The organism is Crossiella cryophila (assembly GCF_014204915.1).
GTDB classification, from domain to species: Bacteria; Actinomycetota; Actinomycetes; order Mycobacteriales; family Pseudonocardiaceae; genus Crossiella; species Crossiella cryophila.
In genome coordinates, this window is sequence record NZ_JACHMH010000001.1 from 6,484,623 (window position 1) to 6,506,282 (window position 21,660).

Annotated in this window: 9 protein-coding genes; 8 read left to right on the plus strand and 1 reads right to left on the minus strand. The window is 71.4% G+C overall.

Translation table 11 applies throughout. The features are described from left to right. Positions 1–14 precede the first annotated feature (14 nt). Positions 15–1,178 (plus strand): agmatine deiminase family protein, encoded by a 1,164-nt coding sequence (locus HNR67_RS28640; RefSeq protein WP_221490090.1) that lies wholly within the window; start codon positions 15–17, stop codon positions 1,176–1,178. 160 nt (positions 1,179–1,338) lie between these two features. On the opposite strand, the gene HNR67_RS28645 is transcribed toward HNR67_RS28640, so the two are convergent. Then, positions 1,339–1,815 (minus strand): hypothetical protein, encoded by a 477-nt coding sequence (locus tag HNR67_RS28645; protein ID WP_185005305.1) that lies wholly within the window; start codon positions 1,813–1,815, stop codon positions 1,339–1,341. Positions 1,816–2,308: 493 nt separating this feature from the next. Here HNR67_RS28645 and HNR67_RS28650 point away from each other — a divergent pair, with 493 nt between their 5' ends. From HNR67_RS28650 to HNR67_RS28680, 7 genes are all read left to right on the plus strand, one after another. After that, the gene (locus tag HNR67_RS28650; protein WP_185005306.1) at positions 2,309–2,947 is read left to right on the plus strand and encodes a YigZ family protein; all 639 of its coding nucleotides are present in this window, start codon (positions 2,309–2,311) and stop codon (positions 2,945–2,947) included. A 104-nt stretch (positions 2,948–3,051) separates the two neighbouring features. After that, on the plus strand, positions 3,052–5,376 hold the full coding sequence (locus HNR67_RS28655; RefSeq protein ID WP_185005307.1) for a S8 family serine peptidase: 2,325 nt from the start codon (positions 3,052–3,054) through the stop codon (positions 5,374–5,376). After that, positions 5,376–9,935 (plus strand): kelch motif-containing protein, encoded by a 4,560-nt coding sequence (locus HNR67_RS28660; protein ID WP_185005308.1) that lies wholly within the window; start codon positions 5,376–5,378, stop codon positions 9,933–9,935. Before HNR67_RS28655 ends, HNR67_RS28660 begins: the two co-directional genes overlap by 1 nt. Before the next feature lie 25 nt (positions 9,936–9,960). After that, the gene (locus HNR67_RS28665) at positions 9,961–11,136 is read left to right on the plus strand and encodes a Kelch repeat-containing protein (RefSeq protein ID WP_185005309.1); all 1,176 of its coding nucleotides are present in this window, start codon (positions 9,961–9,963) and stop codon (positions 11,134–11,136) included. Next, complete coding sequence (locus tag HNR67_RS28670; protein WP_185005310.1) at positions 11,136–14,309, plus strand: hypothetical protein; 3,174 nt, start codon at positions 11,136–11,138, stop codon at positions 14,307–14,309. The genes HNR67_RS28665 and HNR67_RS28670 overlap by 1 nt, the downstream gene beginning before the upstream one ends. Then, positions 14,290–19,425, plus strand: coding sequence for a hypothetical protein (locus tag HNR67_RS28675; protein WP_185005311.1), 5,136 nt, complete (start codon positions 14,290–14,292; stop codon positions 19,423–19,425). Before HNR67_RS28670 ends, HNR67_RS28675 begins: the two co-directional genes overlap by 20 nt. Next, entirely contained in the window at positions 19,418–21,295 is a 1,878-nt protein-coding gene (locus HNR67_RS28680; protein WP_185005312.1) for a hypothetical protein, read from the plus strand. The genes HNR67_RS28675 and HNR67_RS28680 overlap by 8 nt, the downstream gene beginning before the upstream one ends. Positions 21,296–21,660: the final 365 nt, after the last annotated feature.

Consider the following 21,660-nt stretch of genomic DNA (forward strand, 5'->3'; position numbering starts at 1 on the left):
AGTGGAGAGAGCACTTGCGACCGAACCCGATGTCCCGCCGGACCCTGCTGCACGGCCTGACCGGCCTGGGCGCCTTCGCCCTCGTCTCGGCCTGCTCGAACCCGGACTCCCCCGCCCCCTCGAGCACCCCCAGCGGCACACCGGAGAAGGCGGCCGAACCCCCGTCCCGCCGGTTCGGCGCCGAGTGGGAGCCCCACGCCCGCACCTTCATGTCCTGGCCCGCCTCCACCGGCATCTGGGGTGAGGACCTGGGCGGGGTGCGCGCGGACATCGCCCGCCTGGCCCAGGCCATCGCCGGGTTCGAGCCGGTGGTGCTGCTGGCCAGGCCGGAGCAGGCCGAGGCCGCGCAACGGGCCTGCGGCAAGGACGTCGAGGTGGTGCCGATCCCGGTGGACGACCTGTGGGCCAGGGACACCGTGCCGGTCTTCGTCGAGGAGGGCGGCAAGGTCTCCGGGGTGGACTTCCACTTCAACGGCTGGGGCAAGAAGCAGCAACACGACCGGGACGGCAAGGTCGCCGCCGCGGTGCTGGCCAAGTACGGCGTTCCCGGGGTGTCCACCCCGCTGGTCGGCGAGGGCGGCTCGTTCGAGACCGACGGCCAGGGCACCCTGATGGTGACCGAGAGTTCGATGGTCAACGACAACCGCAACCCAGGGCTGAGCCGCGACCAGATCGAGGCCGAACTGAAGAAGGCCCTCGGCGTGCGCAAGGTGATCTGGTTCGCCGGGGTACGCGGCGAGGACATCACCGACGCGCACGTGGACTCCCTGGTCCGCTTCGCCGCCTCCGGCGTGGTGCTGCTGGACCAGGCCGCCCCCGACACCCCACCGGACTCCTGGTCCCGCTCGGCGGCCCAGGCCAAGACCGTGCTCAAGGACGCCACCGACGCCAACGGCAAGAAGCTGGAGGTGGTGGAACTCGTCCAGCCCGACCCGGACCAGGTGGCCGGTTACCGCGACACCAGCGTGATCTCCTACGTCAACTTCTACGTGGCCAACAAGGCGCTGTTCGTCCCCCGCTTCGGCGACCGCCAGGCCGACGACCGGGCCCAGCAGGTGCTGCGCGAGCACTTCCCCGGGAGGGAGATCGTGCCGGTGGCGATCAACAACATCGCGGGCGGGGGCGGCGGGATCCACTGCGCCACGCATGACCAGCCGGGGGTGCCGGAGGCCCGCTGATCAGGAAGTCGCCCCGGCCCGGCGAGGTCCGCTGCCAGGGCTCCTGGCCGACCCAGCGGGGGTCTGCCAGCCAGGGCACCAGCCAGAGCCCGCTCAGGTCTGCCGACTACCCCCGGCCCGGCACGCCGGATGCTCGCTGGCCGCACCCCGGCCCGGCGGGTCAGGCCGGGGTGGCCGCGCGCATCCGGTCGATGACCTCGCGGGTGCCCAGGTCGATCACCTCGACCAGGTGCGGTGCGCGTTGCACCGCTATCCAGGGCAGTTCACCGTGCACCTCGACCGGTTCGCTGGTCTCGGTCACCGTGCGCACGCCGTCGGCGTCCCGGACCCGGATCAGGTCGCCGTCCCGCACCAGGAAGGCAGGTGTGCCGCCGAGCGAGATCAGCCGCAGCACCTGCTCCCCCGGCGGCACCGCGATCCCGGCCGCGGGCTCGATGCCGCCGGTCCGGAGCATCCAGGGTTCCGGCCACCGCCGGCTGAACGCCTGCCAGCTCCCCGGCCCGTGGACGCCGTCACCGCCCAGGAGCACCCTGGTGCTGTCGTACTGCCTGGACACCGTGCCCGGCACCGCGGACGAATCCTGGTAGAGGGTGTTCTCCGCCGCAGAAGCGATGCAGCTTCCACCACCGTCCGTCACGCCAGAAGGCCACGGCCTGGTCGTGCGGCCCGTCGCCGGTGGAGTCCAGCGGGGAGAGATCGGTCGCGACCAGCACCGACCGCCGGAACCGGAAGTTCGCCTGCTGGTCCCCGGCCCACGACAGCGCCACCTCGTTGGGCGTGTCACCACGGGCGAGCAGCACCGGGTGCGCACACGGGAACACCGGGAAGCACACCGCCGCCCGCCGACCCGGATCCGATCGCACTGCCCGTCCGGGGGCACCTCGATCCGCGCCGCCACACCGTTGGGCGCCACGCGCACCGTCCCCGGCCGCACACCGTTGGGCAGCAACAGGGTCGAGCCGCCCGCTTTGCCGAAGAAGGGGTAGTCCGGCCCAAACAGGGCCGGCCAGGCCAGCCGCGGGCGGGGTCGCGGTGGGGTTCCCCGGCGAAGTGCGCCGAGGCCGGGCGTGGAGGACCCCGGGCTCCGGTCGAGACGATCATCCCTGCTCTCGACCGCGTACCGTGCTGGCATGACCGACACCCCGTCCACCACCGTGATCGCCCGCGACGGCGTGCACGAGATCGAGATCCAGCGATCCCGGTTCCTGTGCAGCCTGGCCAGGGTGGAGACGGAGGAGGCCGCGGCGGAGTTCGTGGCCGGGGTGCGCAAGGAGTACTGGGACGCCAGCCACAACTGCTCGGCCTTCCGCCTCGGTTCCGGGGCACAGCGCTCCAGTGACGACGGGGAGCCCGCCGGCACGGCCGGGGTGCCGATGCTGGAAGTCCTCGCCCGGCGGGAGCTGACCGATGTGGTGGCGGTGGTGACGCGGTACTTCGGCGGCACCAAACTCGGCGCGGGCGGACTGGTCCGGGCCTACGGGCGGGCGGTGTCGGAGGCGGTGGACGCGGTGGGCACGCTCCGGCGAGGTCTGTTCCGCACCTTGGAGATCACCGCGGCGCACGCCGAGGCCGGGCGGCTGGAACACACGTTGCGGGCGGCGGGGCACCGGATCGCGGAGGTGGGGTACGGCAGCAGTGTGCGGCTCACCGTGCACGTGCCGGAGTCCGGGGTGGACGCGTTCCGGCAGTGGCTGGCCGAGCAGACCGCGGGCACCGTCACCGCGACCACCGGCGGCACCGTCGAACTGGACCTGCCGCCGGGGAGCTAGCCACTGTCCGGCCGGGCACCCTTTGAGGCAGTCACTCCGCCGATCGGTTGACCTCGCCGGTGCGCGCCCCGAGTCTCGGTCACGAGCTGGGGGAGGTGGCGCGGATGGGAAATCCGCCTCGGCAGGCAGCGGCGCCCGACCAGACCGGCAAGGGTGTGGTGGTCGGTGTGGTGGACAGCGGGATCGACGTGCACCACCCCGCGTTCCGCAACGGCCCCACCGGGCCCACCCGCATCGTGCGACTGCTCGACCAGGTGATCACGACCCGGCAGACCATCGGCCACGACGGCCCGGTCGGGCCGGGGTCCACGGTGCGGTTCAGCTGGACGGTGCCCGGCGCGCCGCAGAAGTTCCAGACCGACGTGCTGGCGATTCCGCTGACCAAGGAGACGTTGCAGGCCCAGCTCACCCAGCCCGGCCGGATCCCGGCCGCCGATGTGCAGGTGAGCGGTGGCCCGTTCCCCGACCAGGATCTGGTCATCGACTTCGTCGGTCGCTACGCCGCGACCGGCTTCGACCCGTACAACCTCGACTCGGTCGGTGTGCAACCCGGCGGCACGAACTGGACGCCCACCATCAAGTTCGGCCGCGAGTACACCCAGCAGGAGATCGACAAGGCGCTGACCGACCGGGTGGACCCGTTCTACTCCAGGGACGCCGCCTCGGGGCACGGCACGCACGTGATGGGCATCGCCGCGGGCAGTTCGGTGGAACTGGACGACTCCTCCAGCGCCGACACCGTGGTGGGCATCGCCAAACAGGCCGATCTGGTTGCCGTGCGCACCAGTCTCGGCGACGACGACGAGATCGTCGAGGCCATCCGGTTCATCCTGGACCAGCCGTGGCGAGCACCCGGCACCCTGGCCAAACCCGCCGTGGCCAACCTGAGCATCGGCGGCAGTGACGGTCCGCACGACGGCACCAGCAGGCTGGAACGGGAGCTGGACAAGCTGGTCGTGGGCACCAAAGGCCGGGTGATCGTGGTGTCCGCGGGCAACGAGGCGGACAAGGTCGACCCCGAGGACGACGTCTACCTCAAGAGCAAGCAGCAGCCCAGGGGCGGCATGCACACCGTGGGCACGGTGCCTGCCAACACCGAGAACAAGCACACCATCATCGTGCCCGACGACCACGACAAACTGCTGGAGCTGCACGTCTGGTACGCCGGTCCCGGCCGGATCTCGCTGGACCTGGCCGTTCCGCTGCCCGGCGGCGCCGCCGGCCGGTTCCCCGGGTTCGGGCCCACCCTGGCCACGCCGATCGTGCCCGGCACCGGTCCCGACCCGGCCAACGGGAAGTTCCCGGATCCGCCGCCGGTGGCGGTCACCCTGGCCGGGCACGCCGTGCAGGCCTCCTCCACGATCAGCAACCCCACCAGCGGCAAACAGCACATCTGGCTCAAGGTCCGGCCCCGCGCCAACGGCACCGTGCAGGCCGGGAACTGGCTGCTGGTGTTGCGGCAACTGCAGAACGCCAGCACCCCGTACCACATCTGGGGCATGTACACCGGGCAGGACCGGCACTTCCTGTTCGAGTTCGGCAAGCAGGATCCCACCACCACGGTGGAGAACCCGGGCACCGCGCACAACGTGATCACCGTCGGCGCCTACCACGGTCCCACCGGCACCAGGGGCACCTTCTCCGGGCGCGGCCCCACCACCGACCCCCGGACCGTCCCCAAACCCGATGTGAGCGCGCCGGGAATCGGCATCCTCTCCGCCAAGGCGCTCGCCCGCGGCAACGGCAAAGGGCGCTACGTCGAACTCAGCGGCACCAGTCAGGCCGCCCCCTACGTGACCGGCGTGGTCGCGCTCATGCTGGAGGCCAACAAGAACCTCTCGCACGAGCAGATCGCCCGCTTCCTCAGGGAGACCTGCGACAAGCCGGACGGCGTGTCCGACCCGCCGCCGGCGGACAGCGGCTGGGGCGCGGGCAAGGTCAACGCGGAGAAGGCGGTGAACAAGGCCAAGGAGAGCGCGGGCACGGCGCTGGCGGACGAGCCGCTGGTGCTGCCCACCGCGGCCTACGTCACCGCCCAGGAACCGGTGACCGAGTTGCTGGCGGCGTTGCGGGCCAGGGTGGAGCACACCGAGGCCGGGCGGTTGCTTGGCAAGTTGATCGGCACCCACGCGCCGGAGATCCAGCGCCTGATCCACCTCCACCGGCGGCTGCTGGTGGCCTGGCTGCGGCTGCACGGACCGCAGCTGGTGCGGCTGGCACTGCACAGCGAACAGTGCCACCGGATCCCGATTCCGGCGCGGCTGGGCGGCAAGCCGGTGGCGGCGGGGCTGGCCCGGTTGCTCGACGAGCTGATCCCGTTCGCCGGTCCGGAACTGCGGGCCGACATCGCGCAGTACCGGGAGTTCGTGCTCGCCGTGCCCGGGGTGCCAGCCGACGACTACGACCAGCTGCCCCGGAATGAGGCGTGATGACCGCCGGAACCCTGGAACTGCTCGCCCGTGAACTCGGCGAGGCGTTGCGCCCGTTGGCCGATCGGCTCGCGCCGGAGACCCGGGAGCAGTTCCTGCTGAGCGAGCTGGGGGTGTGGGCGCCGGGCGGACTGGGCAACGCGGCCGGGGCCATCGGCACGGTGGTGGTGCAGGCCGGTGGGCTGGCGCCGATCGTGCAGCGGCTGGCCGGGGCGATCAACTCCGGGGACGCCCCCGCGATCCTCGCCGAGGGTGTGACGCTGCTCGGGGCGATCAAGTCCACGCTGAGCGCGGTGGACGCGCTCGGTCCGGCGCTGGAATCGGTGGTGTCCGGGGCTGCCGGGCTCACTCCGGCGCAGAAGCAGCGGCTGGTCCGGGAGGTCAGGGCGCTGCCCAAGCGGCTGATCGACTACGCCGCGGTCACCCACCTGGAGCGCACCAACCAGACCCTGGCCGACCTGCTGGCCGTGCTGGGCATCGTGGACCGGGTGGTGGTGCCTTCCGACCCGGCCGATCCGACCGTGGTGCCGGTGCGCTACCGGGTGCTGCACTTCGACCGGCTGCTCAAGCTGGTCACCGATCCGGCGACCATGCTGCGGGAGGCATTCGGCCTTGGCGAGCCGGACTTCACCGGCTCCGAGCTGTTCGTCCGGCTGGCCGACTACCTGGCCGCCCAGCACCGCGGCTTCCAGCACCTGAGGTTCCCCGACGGCACCCGCGGTTTCCAGGCCGAGGGCAGCACACTGGCCGTGGACCGGGGCACCACGCCACCCTCGCTGCGCCTGGAGACCCAGGCCCAGACCACCGCCGACTTCACCCACACGGTGGAACTCGGTCCACTGTGGACACTGAAGTTCACCAGCCGCTCCCGGCTGACCGGCCGGATCCAGGGCCGGATCACCCCGCCGCTGGCCATCTCCATCGAACCCGGCGCCGGTGGCGCGCTGGACGCCGAGGTGTCCCTGGAGGCCAAGCGCCCCACCGACGAACCCATCGTGCTGCTCGGCCAGACCGGCGCCTCCCGGCTGGAGATCGCCCGCTTCGCGCTCGGCCTGCGGGTGCAGGCCGGTTCCGGCGCCGAACCCACCGTCCAGCTGCGCCTCGACGGCGGGCGGGTGGTCATCGACCTGTCCAAGGCGGACGGGTTCATCAAGACCATCACCCGCGGGGCGAAGATCGAGTCCGAGTTCGAGTTGCGGGCGCTGTGGTCGCCCTCGACCGGGTTGCGGCTGGAGGGCAGTGGATCACTGGACCTGGCGTTGCCGATCAATGTCGGGCTGGGGCCGATCGAGATCACCACGCTGTTCATCGGGGTGGGCATCAAGGACGACGCGGCGCCGGTGGAGTTGTCCGGGTCGTTCAAGGCCGAGCTGGGGCCGATCAAGGCGACCGTGCAACGGCTTGGGGTGATCGCGGACGTGCGGTTCCCCGGCGGTGGCGGCAACCTCGGGCCGGCGGACGTGGGCTTCCGGTTCAAGGCGCCCAACGGGATCGGGCTGTCGGTGGATGCCGGACTGATCGCCGGCGGCGGGTTCCTCTACGCCGATCCTGATCGCGGGGAGTACGCGGGCGCGCTGTCGCTGGAGTTCGCCGGGTTCCTGGAACTGAACGCGATCGGGTTGATCAGCACCCGGTTCCCGGACGGGGACAGCGGGTTCTCGCTGTTGATCGTGATCGCCACCGAGTTCGGCGGCGGCGGCATCCAGCTCGGTTACGGGTTCACGCTGCTCGCGGTGGGTGGGCTGATCGGGCTCAACCGGGGCATGGACCTGCAGGCGCTGACCGAGGGCGTGCGCACCGGGTCGATCGAATCGGTGATGTTCCCCCAGGACGTGGTGGCCAACGCGCCGCGGATCATCTCCGACCTGCGCCGGTTCTTCCCGCCGGAGAAGGGCACCTTCCTGATCGGGCCGATGGCCAAGATCGGTTGGGGTACGCCAACACTGGTCAGTGTCTCGCTCGGGGTGATCGTGGAGATCCCGCCGGGCACCATCGCCATCCTGGGTGTGCTCAAGTGCATCCTGCCGCACAAGGCGTTGCCGCTGATCCAGGTGCAGGTGGCCTTCGTCGGCGCGTTCGAGCCGGACAAGTCACGACTGTGGTTCTACGCCCAGCTGTTCGACTCGCGCATCCTGACCATGACCATCGACGGCGGCATGGGCCTGCTGGTGGCCTGGGGCGACAACCCCGAGTTCGTGCTGACCGTCGGCGGTTTCCACCCCTCCTTCACCCCGCCGCCGCTGCCGTTCCCGGTGCCGCCGCGGCTGTCGGTGGACATCCTGAACCAGCCCACCGCGCTGATCCGGGTCTCCGGCTACTTCGCCATCACCAGCAACTCCGCCCAGTTCGGCGCCAAAGCCGAACTGCGCCTTGGCTTCAGCGACTTCGGCCTGCACGGGCACCTGGCCTTCGACGCGTTGTTCCGGTTCTCCCCGTTCTCCTTCGTCATCTCCATCTCCGCCGGGGTCAGCCTCAAGGCGTTCGGGGTCGGGCTGTTCGGCATCGATCTGCGCTTCCAGCTGGAGGGGCCCGCACCGTGGCGGGCATCCGGGCGGGGCTCGATCTCGTTGCTGTTCTTCGAGATCTCCGCCGACTTCGACATCAGCTGGGGCGAGAAGCGGGACACCACACTGCCGCCGGTGTCCGTGCTCGAACTGCTCGGCGCCGAACTGGTCAAGACCGAGGGCTGGGAGACCCGGTTGCCCTCCGGCGGCACCCGCGCGCTGGTCACCCTGCGCACGCTGGACCCGGCCAACCCCCTGGACAACCTGGTGCTGCACCCGCTGGGCAGCCTGTTCATCCGGCAGCGGGCACTGCCGCTGGACGTGCGCATCGACAAGGTCGGCCAGCAGGCGCCCAGCGACGGCAACCGGTTCACCTTCGAGCCCAAGAAGGACAGCGGGCTGCGCCGGGTGGCCAGCACCGGCGACAAGTTCGCCATGGCCCAGTTCCAGCAACTCGACGACGCCGAGAAGCTGTCCCGGCCCGCCTACGAAACGCAGAACGCGGGCCTGGAACTGGCCGCGGGCGAGGCCAACCTGCTCAGCTCGCTGGTGGTGCGGCGCAGCGCGCGCTACGAGGAGATCATCACCGACAAGAAGCGCGGCATCCCAGGTGTGGCCCGGATGTCGGCGGCCGAGGCGGTGGCCACACCGGTGCGCAAACGCCTGGTGAGCGTCAGCCCGGCGGTGTTCGAGCACCTGATCGCGGGCAGTAGCACCGCCCGTTCGCCGCTCTCGGCCCAGCGGGCGGGCGAGTTGCAGCCCTTCGCCGCCGGGGAGACCGTGCGGATCCAGGACCAGCGCTACGTGATCACCAAGAAGCGGGACAACACCCAGGCGTTCCCGCCGCTGGGCGCGCCACTGCGGGAACCGGAGTTCCGCAGCCTCACCACCGCCAGGGACGCCCTGGCCGAGTGGATCAAGGCCGACCCCCGGCTGGCGGACACGCTGCACGTCATCCCGCTGGCCGAACTCGCCGGTCCGCTGGCCGAATCCGGCACCTGGTCGGACTCCCCCGCCGCACCCCTCGCCGTGGCCGGGGCGGGCGCGGTCCGGCTGGGCAACGGCAAGGTGCTGCTGGTCGGCGGCACCGGCTCCGACGGCGCACCGGTGGCCGAGGCCGCGGTGTTCGACCCGATCGCGGACGCCTGGCAACCCGCCAAACCCCTGAGCACCGCCCGCGTCCAGCACACCACCACCCTCCTGGCCACCGGCCGGGTGCTGGTCGCGGGCGGCCTGGACAGCACCGGCAAGGCACTCGCATCCGCCGAGCTGTACGACCCGATCTCCGGCTCCTGGACGACCCTGCCCGACCTCAAGGACGCCCGCGCCGGGCACACCGCGACCGCGCTGCCCGACGGCACAGCCCTGATCACCGGCGGCCGTAACACTCGCGCACTGTCCACAGTGGAACTGCTCGGCGCGGACGGCAAGTGGGCCCAGGCGAAACCCATGCTGGACGCCCGCACCGGCCACCAGACCCTGTTGCGGGACAAGACCGTGCTGGTACTCGGCGGCGCCTTCGACACCGGCGGCCCGGCCGGCGCCCGTACCAGCTGCGAGAGCTACGACCTGGCCTCCGGCACCTGGACCGCCGCCCCGGCCCTGGCCCTGCCCCGCACCGGCCACCAGGCCACCGCACTGGGCAAGCAGGTGCTGGTCACCGGCGGCGACCCGATCGCACCCCGCCTGCACGTGCCCACTCACCTGGACCCGCCCTACCGGCCGGACGGGCTCACCAGCGTGGAAGCCCTGTCCGGCACCGCCTGGAGCACCACGGCCGCGCTGCCCGGCGGTCGCACCGGACACCGGGCGGTGGCCCTGCGCACCGGGCGGCTGCTGGTCATCGGCGGCACCAGCCTGGCCGCCCACGGCACCGGCTTCCGCAACGTCACCGCCTACGACCCGAACAGCGACACCTGGGTGGCCGCGGGCGCGCTGCGCACCGGACGCTGGGACGCCGCCGTGGTGGAACTGGGCGACGGCCGGGTCCTGATCATCGGCGGCCGCACCCACGGCGGCGCGATCACCGCCGCCACCGAGACCTACATCCCGTGACCGGGCGCGTGAAGGGGAACATGCCATGACCAGTCCCAACCCCTGGAAGAGCGTGCCGGACGCGCCCGTGGCGAGCAGCTGGAGCGGCCGCACCGACGGCGCGGTGCTGGTCACCGAGACCGGCAAACCGGACCGGGTGGTGATCGCGGGCGGCTCGGACGGCACCGCCGCCGGGGCCCGCGCGGACACCGCCAGCTACGACAGCGGCACCGAAACGTGGACCGCGCTGGCCAAACTGACCACCGCCCGGCGCGCGCACAGCACCACCGCGCTCACCGGCGGCCAGGTCCTGGTCATCGGCGGTATCGCGGGCGGCGGTCAGTTCCCGGCGGCCGGACTGCCCACCGCCGAGCTGTACAACCCTGCCAGCAGCAAGTGGGAACCGGTGGTCAACCAGATGGCCGGGCCGCGCTGGGGGCACAGCGCGGTGCTGCTGAGCAACGGCAAGGTCCTGGTCACCGGGGGCAGCACCACCCGCACCGGCAACTCCGAACAGGCGCTCAACCGGGTCGAGCTGTTCGATCCGGTGGAGAAGACCTGGACCACCAAGAAACCCATGCTGGACGCGCGCACCGGCCACGCGGCGCTGCGCCTGCCCAACGGGCACGTGCTGGTGGTCGGCGGCGCGGTGCCGATCCGGCAGGACCAGGAGGCCGCGCTGGCCTACTGCGAGGTCTACAACCCGGACGCCGACACCTGGACCGCGACCACCGGTGTGCTCGGCGAGCCCAGGGCCCAGCACCAGGCCACCCTGGTCGGCGGCAAGGTACTGGTCACCGGCGGCACCGCACCCGGCATGCGGCCCGACGGCGGTTTCGACCCGTTCAGCCGGGCCACCGCCGAACTGTTCGACCCGACCGGCGGCACCTGGACCCCGGTGGCCCAGCCCATGCCCGGCGGCCGGGCCGCGCACCGGGCGATCGCCGTCAGCGGCAACCGGGTGCTCATCATCGGCGGCACCGGCGGGGCGCGCGGGGACACCGGGTACGCCAAGGCGTTGCTGTTCAACCTGGCCACCGGCGCCTGGGGGGACGGGGGCATCCCGGAGCAGGCCCGCTGGGACCTGGGCGCGGTGGCCCTCGCCGACGGCAAACGGGTCGTGGTCACCGGCGGCGTGGTGCGGGCCGGACTGACCGCGGCCACGCCGGGCACCGCCGAACTCACCGCGGTCACCGAGGTGTGCACAGTGGACGGTCCGTGATGAGCGGCTACACCTTCCTGCCCTGGCTGCGCGCCGGGCTGGCCACCCACATCGACGAGGACGCGGTGGTGCTGAACTCGCGGATCAGCATCCCGGTCGAGCTGGAGATCAAGGGCGAACCGCTCAACCCCAGCGATCCCAGCAAACCCTTCAAGCCGGTCTCCCGCAACATCGCACTGTACGGGCCCGGCGATGTGATCGGGGTGGACGGGCGGGCCATCTCCCGGGTCGAGCCACTGCCCTGGATCACCAACTTCGAGCCGAACTACCTGGCGCACATCGAGTTCTACGAGGAGGACTTCCCCTGGCGGTACAGCCCGGCCAAGCACAGCGACGCCATCGGCAAGGTGCGGCCGTGGCTGGCGCTGGTGGTGCTGGCCGGCGCGAGCAGTCCCGGCGAGGGCGATGAGTTCACCGACATCACCGTTCCCGGCGCGCCACTGCCCGCGATCACCGTGCTGGACCCGGCGAAAACCCTGCCGCCGCAGGATGAACTGGGGGCCTGGGCGCACGTGCACGTCAACGGCGACCTGTCCGGGGCGGTGCTCGCCCCGGCCAAGGGCGGGCCACTGGCCGCGCTGGAACGGGTGCTGCGGGAGAACCCGGACCTGGCCTGCTCCCGGCTGGTCTGCCCGCGTCACCTGCTGCCCAACACCGGCTACCACGCGTTCCTGGTGCCCGCCTTCGAGAACGGCCGCCTGGCCGGGCTGGGCCTGACCCCCACGGCCGAGGCACCGGTGCCGAGCTGGAGCGGGACCGGGATCGGTGGGCCGCTGCCCTACTACCACCGCTGGTTCTTCCAGACCGGCACCGCGGGCGACTTCGAGTACCTGGTGCGCATCCTGGAACCCCGGTTCGCCGATCCGCGGATCGCCCGCCGGGACATCGACGTCAGCCGCTCCCCCGGCTACGACCTGCCGCCGATCCTGGCGCCCACCCGCGGCCTGCTCAAACTCGGTGGGGCACTGCAAACCGACCGTCCGCTGGACATCTTCGACCGCTGGGCCGAGGCGTTCCCGCACCCGTTCCAGGAGAAGCTGGCCGAGCTGATCAACCTGGCCGACGACTACCTGACCACCGAACCCGTGCGGGCCAACGCGGGCCTGACCGCACTGCCCGAACCCGCCGACCCGGTGATCACCCCGCCGCTGTACGGGCGCTGGCCCGCGCTCACCTCCCGGCTGCTCACCGGCCGGAACGGTGAGCCGCTGGTACCGGATCCGGCCAACCCGAACTGGTTGCACACGCTCAACCTGGACCCGCGCTACCGGGTGGCCGCCAACTTCGGCACCCGGATCGTGCAGGACCGCCAGGAGGAGTTCATGGCCGCGGCCTGGGAACAGGTCGGCGAGGTCCTCGAAGGCAATGCCCGGATCCGGGCCGCCCAGCTGCACCGCGAGGTCGGACACTCCTTGCAGCAGAAGCACTTCGAACCGGAAACCCGGGAGGAGCAGCTCCTGGACGCCACGCCGCGGCCGGGTCGCAAGCTGACCTGGACCGCGCCGGTGCACACCAGGGTCACCGCCGAGGGCGAGGGCACCGACGCGGCCCCGGCCGAACGGGTCGCGGTCGGCTTCCGGGTGGCCCGCTCCCGGATCGCGGGCGCGCCGGTGTCCCCGGCCATGCGCCGCGCCACCCGGCCAGCCTCCCGGCTGATGCGCAAGCTCTTCCCGCCGCCCGTACCCGGCGCGCTCGACGCGGCGGGTCCCAGTGCAGAGGAACTGTTGCCGCGCATGGACGATCCGGCCGGGGTGACCGCGGCCGTGCCCAAACGCAAGCCCGTCTCGCTGATCACCCCCAAGGACGTCGAGGGCGCCCCGGTCCTGCTGGACGCCGATCCGAACGACCCGCCGCCGGACCCGGTGCCGGGCCTGCCCAAGAACAACCTGTTCAAGCTGCGGGACCTCAACGACCTGGAGACCACCCCGGCCGGGGACCGGGACAGCGATGAGGCACTGAACTTCAAGAAGGCGCTCAGCTCGCTCTACCAGGGCTGGCAGGGCTCCTTCGCCGGGGCCAGGGTGCCGGAACGGCCACCGCTGGGCGTCACCGGCACCGCACAGTCCACTTTGGACAACATCCGCTCGGACAGCACCGTGCTCAGGCGGTTGCAGGACTCGGTCAAGGTGCCCGGCAGGCTCACCGGCGAGACCCCGCGGCTGACCGAGGCGCTGGCCTACCCGCGGCTCGACCTGCCGATGTACCAGGCGTTGCGGGACCTGGACGTGGAGGCGTTCGTGCCCAGCCTCGGGCTGGTGCCGCCGAACACGATCACCCTGCTGCTCACCGACCAGGCATACATCGAGGCGTTCATGGTCGGCCTCAACCACGAACTCGCCCGCGAACTGCTGTGGCGGGAGTACCCGACCGACCAGCGCGGCACCCCGTTCCGCCAGTTCTGGAAGCCGATCGGGCAGCCCGGCCAGTCCAGGGAGGCCACCTACGACATCAAGCCCATCCACCAGTGGTCGGCCACCGCCAAGCTGGGCGAGAACGACGCCAGGGACGCCGGACTCGGCAGGCCGCAGGAAGAAAACCTGGTGCTGGTGATCCGCGGCGAGCTGCTCAAGAAGTACCCGACCGCGGCCATCTACGCGCACAAGGCCCGCTGGCAAACCGATCCGGTCACCGGCGAGATCCTCAAGGACCAGGAACGCAGACTGGTGGGACTGGCCGATCCCAACCGGCCTGACCCGGTCACCGAGATCCGGCTGCCGATCTACGAGGCCAAGGTGGAGCCGGACCTGTACCTGCTGGGCTTCCCGCTCTCCGAAGCCGAGGCCGAGGGCCGCACCACCGATCCGAACGAGGACGGCTCCGGCTGGTTCTTCGTGATCAAGGAACGGCCGGGCGACCCGCGGTTCGGACTGGACGAGAACAAGCAGCCCGACGTCGAGGTGTGGAACGACCTGTCCTGGCCGGACGTGGACAACTCGGTGCCGCCCAAGGGTTTCCTCAACCTGTCGGCCACCCCGACGGTGCCGTTGTCGGCGCAGCTCAGCGATGTGCGCGACGACGACGAGAAGGTGCCGCAACGCCTCGAAGACGTGCAGCTGCCGCCCTGGAGCGCCGGGCTCAGCTCCGCCGAGTTCGCCTACATCCTCTTCCAGGCCCCGGTGCTGATGGCCGTACATGCACAGGAGATGCTGCCCGATGACGACGCCACTCAGTAACCGGCACCCGGTCCTGCTCGGCCCGGTCCGGCTGGAAACCCGGTTCACCGCGACGGAACTGCTCATCCGGATCTACCCGGACGAGTGGGCGGTGGACAAGTTCGAGCCCAAGGTCAGCCCGGCCGAACTCGACGCCCTGGACGCCTACTGGACCGCGCTGTGGCGGGCGGGCAGCAGCACGGTGGCCCAGCAGGCCGCCTGGCGCGAACTGGCCGGGCGGATCCCGCCGGGCCGGGCCACCTGGCTGCTCACCGAACGCAAGCCCGCCAACGAGACCGAGCGGCCCAGCACCGCGCCCGCCGGTGCGGTGGTGCTGCCGGTTGTCACCAGCACACCGGTGCCCGCGGCGGACCGTCAGCCCACCATCACCTACTGGACCGCGATCTGGCAGGCGCACGGCGACCGGGAAAAGCTCCGCGCGGCCGATCGCGCACTGATCACCGCGGTCGGTTCGCCAAGGGCGGCCACCATCCGGTCCCGGCGACCGTCCGGAGTGGACGGTGCCGAGCTGAGCCCGAACAACACGGTGGTGGTGGCCTTCCTGGTGCTGGCCCCGCACCCGCCGGAGAAGATCGCGGCCAAGTCCTGGACCACCCCGGCCACCGCGCGGCTGCTGCCGGACCGGTTCACCGTGCTCGCCCTGGACGGTGACAGCCAGATCTTCGAGCTGACCACCAACCCGGTGCTCGGCCCGTTCGCGGTCAGCCCCGACCCCACCGCCCAGGACAAGCCGAAGATCAACGAGGACACCGGCGCACTGCACGTGCCGGAGGCGCTGAAGTGGCTGACCAACTTCGAGGAGGCGCACCGGCGCGGCCTTGGCGTGCGGATCGGCCGCACCACCCGGATCGACGCCGGAATCCCGACCCTGCTGGTGTACGGGCTGCGGGAGAACCCGGACGCCGCAGCCACAGCCGCGGCGCTGACCCAGCAGCTGCAACGGCAACTGCGCAGTACCTCCGGGCTCAGCCTGCTGGCCCAGGGCACCCCGACCAACAACTCCGAGCAACTCCCGGCCGGTCCCGGCGATCAGGCCGAGGCGGCCCGGCGCGCGGCGAGCGCCAGCTTCGCCGCCGCCGACTGGAAGTCCACAAAGGACGGACCGCAGCTCGCCGGACTGCTGGGCCTCGATCTGACCCAGTTGCCCGGACTGCCCGGCGCGGACGGCACCGACCAGGCCGAGGCCAAGGCGGCCAACATCGCGCTCTGGCCTGCCACCTGGGGCAGTTTCCTGCGGCACACCCTGCACCCGCTGCTCGACGACGAAGCCGTGGCCAGGACCAGGGAGTTCTTCGTCCGCAACGTCTCCGGCCGCGGCCCGCTGCCGGTGCTGAAGATCGGCCGCCAGCCCTACGGCATCGTGCCGACCACCGACTTCCGCGCACTGAGCTGGCCCGCGGCCAACACGCACCGGCACGCGCTCAAGAAGGTCCTGGACACCGCGGCCGCCGACTGGGACCGGGTGGCCGCGGAGAAAGTCCAGTACCTGCACAAGCCCGGCGGCGACCCGCACCAGAAGCTCCTGGACATCCTGGCCCTGCACCCGGGTTCGGCGGAGTACCACCAGCGGTACGCGCAAAGCGTGGAGGACCTGTTCAACCGGGCCAACCTGGGTGCGGCCGGGGCGGGCATCCTGGACGCGTTGCGCCGCCTGCAGCTGGCCCCGCCCATCCAGGCCCTGCTCACCAAACTCGGCGCCACCAACCCGGATCCCGACCTGCTGCGCCGGTTGTTCGTGGACAGCCAGCACCCGCTGCTGGCCCCGCTCGTCGACGACCGGCCACTGTCCGAAGAGGACCCCATCCGGCCCTACGACCTCAAGGGCCGCAACTACCTTGGCTGGCTGGCCGCCAACGCCAAGGCCGACCTGACCGCGATCCGCAACGAGACCGGCTTCGCCGGGACCGCGCCGGCCGCACTGCTGTACTACCTGGCCCGGCACGCGGTGCTGCTCGGCTTCGCCGACGCCGCCCGCCGCCTGGCCATCCGCGCCGGGGTGGCCGACCCCACCGACCTGGCCGACCGGGACCCGCTGTTCGTGCACGTCAAGCACTTCAGCACCGGAACCGGCGTGCTGGACAGCGAGAGCCGGTACCGCCGCCTGTACTCCAGCGATCCGCTGATCACCGGCAGCACCGAGGTCACCGTGGCCAAGCACATCGGCACCGTGCTGGCCACCAACCCGGACACCGCCGCGCTCAAGGAACAACTCGACGCGGTGGAGGTCCTCGCGGCCACCCCGACCGCCCGGTTGGAACGGGTGCTGGCCGAACACCTCGACCTGGCCACCTACCGGCTGGATGCCTGGCGGCTGGGCCTGGCCACCGAACGCCTCACCGAACTGCGTGCCCAGCCAGGGGCCGCGCAGGGCATCCACCTGGGCGCCTACGGCTGGCTGGAGAACGTCAAACCCGACCTGTCGCCCACCGACAACGGCGGCTACATCCACACCCCCTCCCCCGCGCAGGCCCGCACCGCGGCGGTGCTGCGCTCGGGCTACCTGGCCAACCGCACCACCGAACGCGGCGAGTTCGCGGTCAACCTCAGCTCCGACCGGGTCCGGGTCGCCCTGGAACTCCTGGACGGCCTGCGCCAGGGCCAGTCCCTTTCCGCGCTGCTGGGCTACCGGTTCGAGCGCGGCCTGCACGAAGGCCACCCCGAACGCGAACTGGACAAGTACCTGGCCCCGCTGCGGGCGGCCTTCCCACTGCGCTTCGGCAAACTCGACCAGCCCGCTGCTGGCGCGCCGCCGGAGTTCGCCGAGCACGAGGCGCGGGTGGTCATCGACGGCCTGGAACTGCACCGCACGGTCACCAGGGCCACCGACCCGGCGCACCGGGTCTATCCCTTCGGCAAGAAGGGACTGCCGCCGAACCCGCCCAACGACGACCTGATCGCGATCCACGCCGAGGTGGAGAACCTGCGCAACCTGCACGACGCGCTGGCCGACCTGGCGGTGGCCGAGGGCACCCACCAGGCCCTGCTCGGCAACCACGAACGCGCCGCGGCCACCCTGGACTCCTACGCCAAGGCCGGGTTCCCGCCCGAGCCCGCGATCGTGGAGACCCCGCGCAGCGGCACCACGCTCACCCACCGCTTCGCCCTGCACCTGCGGCCCAACCTCTCCCCCGGCCTGTCCGCCACCCCGCGCGCCCAGGCCGAACCCGCGGTCAACGACTGGCTGCCGCAACTCCTGCCACTGCCGGACAAACTGGTCGCCCAGGTCACCTGGTTCGACCCGATCCGCAAGCGGAACGACGGCCGCGCGGTGTCCATGAGCGACCTCGGCCTGCAACCCATCGATCTACTGTGGACGGTCCGCCCGGTCGGCGAGACCGCCACCCGGTCCGATCTGGAGGACCGGATCCTGGGTGCGGTGTTCAAGGCCGACACCCCGCGCCCGGACGTCCGGCCGAAGATCGAGTTCACCACCAGGGTCGCCGGGCGGGTCACCTTCTTCGAGCTGTCCCCGCTGATCAACGCGCTGCGCACACTGCTCACCACGGCCCGCCCGGTCCGGCCGACCGACCTGGTGCCCGGTGCGGGCGTGGCCACCGTGGACCGCACCGCCGACGCGGCGATCAACGTGCCGAGGGAACGTCCGGCCGCGGTCCGCAAGGCCCTTGGCACCCTGCTCACCAGCACCACCACCTACGGCACCGACCTCGGTGCGCTCTACCCACCCGCCGGGCCGAGAACCGCCGACCTGCTCAAGAACATCGACACCTTCCTCATCCGCTACGCCGACCTCATCGGCACCGCGGGCCGCTTCGGCCTGGTGCGCAGTGGCTGGGGCGAGCTGACCCTGTGGCGGGGCACGCTGTTCGCCGAACTCCTGGCCGCCCTGGACGGCACCGCCAAACGCCTGGACCCGGTGCTCAAGGAAGCCGACGTGCTGATCGCCAAGTACGACGGACTGCCCGCCACGGCCACCGACGAGGAGCGATACCGGTTGCTGGAACAGGCCGAACGCCTGCTCAGCACCACCGTCACCAGCCCGCGCCCGGACCGGCCGCGCACCCTGCGCACCACCGTGGGCACCCGCCGGAACACCTTCAAGTCCACAATGGACGCCATCGCGCGCACCGCGAACACCACCAAGGTCACGTTGAGCGGCCTGTTCGCCGAGATCGCCGCCCTGCCACCACTGGCCGCTATCGACCCGGTTGGCCTGGACCTGACCCCGTTCCAGCTGCGGGTGGTCGAGTTCGGCCGCGACCTGCTGGCCAGGGCCGCCCAGCTGAAGAAGGACATCGAGGCGCGGAACACCCTGGCGGACAAGGCCCTGCTGGCCTACGACGCCGCGATCCCCGGACCGGACCGGGTCACCGCCGCCATCGACGCGCTCAAGGCCATGCTCGGCGAGGACGTCCTGGTGGTGCCCGAGTTCACCCCGTCCGAGGACCTGGTCGACCAGTGGCGGGACGCCCACTTCGACAGCGGCGAACTCCTGGAACACCTGGCAGCCCGCAAGTTCCCGCTGGACGACTGGCTGCACGGCGTGGCCAGGGTGCGGGAACAGCCGCGCCGCTGGGAGAAGGCGGTCGCCCTCGGCGATGTGCTCTTCAGCGGCCCCGGCCTGCTCGGCATCCCCTCCTGGCGGGAACCCGCGCTCACCCCGATCCAACTGCCCTACCGGGAGAACGACTCCTGGCTCGGCCTGGAGTTCAAAAAGGACAGTGCGGGCAAGCCGGTGGCGATCACCGAGGACAAGGTGCTCTACACCGCGCACTACGCCACCGGCGCGCTGCTCGGCCAGACCAGGGCCGGGCTGCTGCTGGACGAGTGGACCGAGGTGATCCCGGCCGAGACCGAGACCACCGGCATCGCCCTGCACTACGACGGCCCGGACTCCGAACCACCGCAGGCCATGCTGCTCGTCGCCCCGCCGGTGGTCACCGACCCGCCGCAGAACTGGCAGCGGGCGCACCTGGTCAACGCCATCCGGGACACCTTCGCCATGGCCCGTAGCCGCGCGGTGGAACCCGCCCAGCTCGACGACACCGCGTACGCGCAGCTGCTGCCGGCCACCGTGATGTCCGCGACCCGGCAGCAGATCACCATCAGCACCGATCTCGCGCTCGCCAACCTGCGCTGGAAGGCCGACCATGACTGAACCCGTGCCGTTCGACTTCCCGCGCGACCTCGGCAACCGCAGCGAACCCACCGTCGGCGTGTGGAACCGGCTGGAAGGCCGTCCGCGCACCACCGACTTCGACCGGGCACTGCGCGCGGAGATCCGCGATCCGCTGTGGCTGCTCACCCGGCAGTGGCAGCTCGGCGAGTTCCAGGCATCCGACGGCGGCTCCCCGGTCACCGCCTCCTACACCGTGCAGGCCTCCAGTGTCAGCCGGTTCAAGCCCTTCGACGGCAACCCGGTGGAACTGCCTGCGGAACAACCGCTGCCGGTGGAGGCACTGGCCGAACGGCGGGCGCTGCGCTTCACCTCGGGCACCGAACGGGTCTCCTTCGACCTGCGCCTGGCCATCGGGCGGCGCTGGTTCAAACTGCTCGCCACCCTGCCGCTGGGCCTGGGCGAACTGCTCGCCTCCTTCCGGGCCCAGTACGTCAAGCTGTACCCGATCGCGCTGCCGGATCCGTTGCAGGACAAGGACAGTCCGCGACTGGCCCATCCCGAGGTGTGGGCCAGCATGCAGGCCATGGCCGGGCGTTACCTGGACGGCTACCAGCTCTACGAGCACATCAAGTACCGCGGCGGCACCGCCTACGACGGCATCGAGGAACTGCTCAACCTGCACAAGCAGCCCATCACCCGGCTGGGCCTGGAACTGCGGGACTGGTTCGACGCGCTGATCCAGCAACCGGCCAACGTCCAGCCCGAACTGCGACCCACCGGCGAGGACTGCTGGGACGGCACGCATCTGGAACACAACTTCTCCGTCGGCACCACCCTCGCGGGCGGTCGGCAGAAGACCCTCACCGCCCGCGAGTACCCCGGCGGCACCCTGGACTGGCACGCCTTCTCCGTGGACGCCAAGCTCCCGCTCGGTGGCAGCCGACCGCCGAAACCCTTCCGCCGCACGGTGTTCCCGGCCCCGGTGCGCTACGCCGGGATGCCGCTGCCGCGCTGGTGGGCGGTGGAGGACGGCCGCACCAACTTCGCCGCGGTCACCCCGGACAGCACCGACCTGGCCCGGCTGATCTTCCTGGAATTCGCCCTGGTCTACGGCAACGACTGGTACCAGCTGCCCTGCGACCTGCCGGCCGGATCCCTGGCCACCCTGGAAAATGTGAGCGTCACCGACACCTTCGGCATCACCACGGTGGTCGAGCCGGCCAACGCGGGCCCGGACCAGGACTGGCGGCGGTGGTCCATGTTCAGCCTGGACACCCTCGGCGCCGAACCGGTGGCCGCCGACACCAGCCTGCTGCTGCCCGCCAGCGTGCCCAAGATCGCCGAGGGCCCGGCGCTGGAGGAGGTGGTGCTGCTGCGCGATGAGAACGCGAACCTGGTGTGGGGCGTGGAACAGACCGTGCGGATGGCCACCGGCGAACCCCGCCGCGGCAGCGAGATCGCCGCCGAATCGGTGGCCTGGCGGCAACGCCACCAGCCAACCCAGCCGCCGGGTCCGCCACTGGCCCCGGTGTCCTATGAGGTGATGAACACCGTGCCGGAGCACTGGATCCCGTTCGTACCGGTGCACCAGGACAGCACCCGGCGCTCCATCCACCTGCAACGGGCCGCCCTGCCCAGCGCGATCCGCCAGGCCGACCCGACCCAGCCGCGCGCGGTGGTACGGCCACGCACCGACCTGTTGCGCGAGGGTCTGGACCGGGGTGAGCCGTACTTCGTGAACGAGGAGGAGGTCACCCAGACCGGCACCCGGCTCGCGTTGTCCTTCCAGCGCACCCGCTGGCGGGACGGGCGGGTGGTGGTGTGGCTGGGCGTGCGGCGGGGCACCGGGCGCGGTCAGGGGTCCAGCGGGTTGCGGTTCGACTCGGTGATCGACAGCCCGGCGCCTTAGCAGTGCGGTCGGCCTAGCGGGTGTCGGGGGCGAGGACGTGGCCGCCCGCGTCCTGCACGCGCCGACAAGATCACATCACATCCAAGATCACTCTGTTACGACCGCCAAGGGGGACTGTTCGTCCGAGGTGCCACATTTTGTCCGGATTCTGGCGTTACTGCGTTCCAGACTCACGCTCGCCGTGACCGGATTGCCGGTTGGGGCACCGTTCGTGGGGTCCAGCGCAGAAGTGCAGGCCCAGCATGTCGATGCCCTCAGGTGAGAGCAGCGCAGCCGCGGCGATGCCTCGCTGAGGCTGCCGGCAGAGCCCGCACTGTTCGCGCAAACCAGGTTGCGCGAACAGGCAGAGGTGCCGGGGCCGTCGT

Bases quoted from the DNA above. Each gene is read 5' to 3' on its own strand.
- HNR67_RS28650 (WP_185005306.1), top strand. From the start codon at position 2,309: ATGACCGACACCCCGTCCACCACCGTGATCGCCCGCGACGGCGTGCAC.
- HNR67_RS28655 (WP_185005307.1), top strand. From the start codon at position 3,052: ATGGGAAATCCGCCTCGGCAGGCAGCGGCGCCCGACCAGACCGGCAAG.
- HNR67_RS28660 (WP_185005308.1), top strand. From the start codon at position 5,376: ATGACCGCCGGAACCCTGGAACTGCTCGCCCGTGAACTCGGCGAGGCG.
- HNR67_RS28665 (WP_185005309.1), top strand. From the start codon at position 9,961: ATGACCAGTCCCAACCCCTGGAAGAGCGTGCCGGACGCGCCCGTGGCG.
- HNR67_RS28670 (WP_185005310.1), top strand. From the start codon at position 11,136: ATGAGCGGCTACACCTTCCTGCCCTGGCTGCGCGCCGGGCTGGCCACC.
- HNR67_RS28675 (WP_185005311.1), top strand. From the start codon at position 14,290: ATGACGACGCCACTCAGTAACCGGCACCCGGTCCTGCTCGGCCCGGTC.
- HNR67_RS28680 (WP_185005312.1), top strand. From the start codon at position 19,418: ATGACTGAACCCGTGCCGTTCGACTTCCCGCGCGACCTCGGCAACCGC.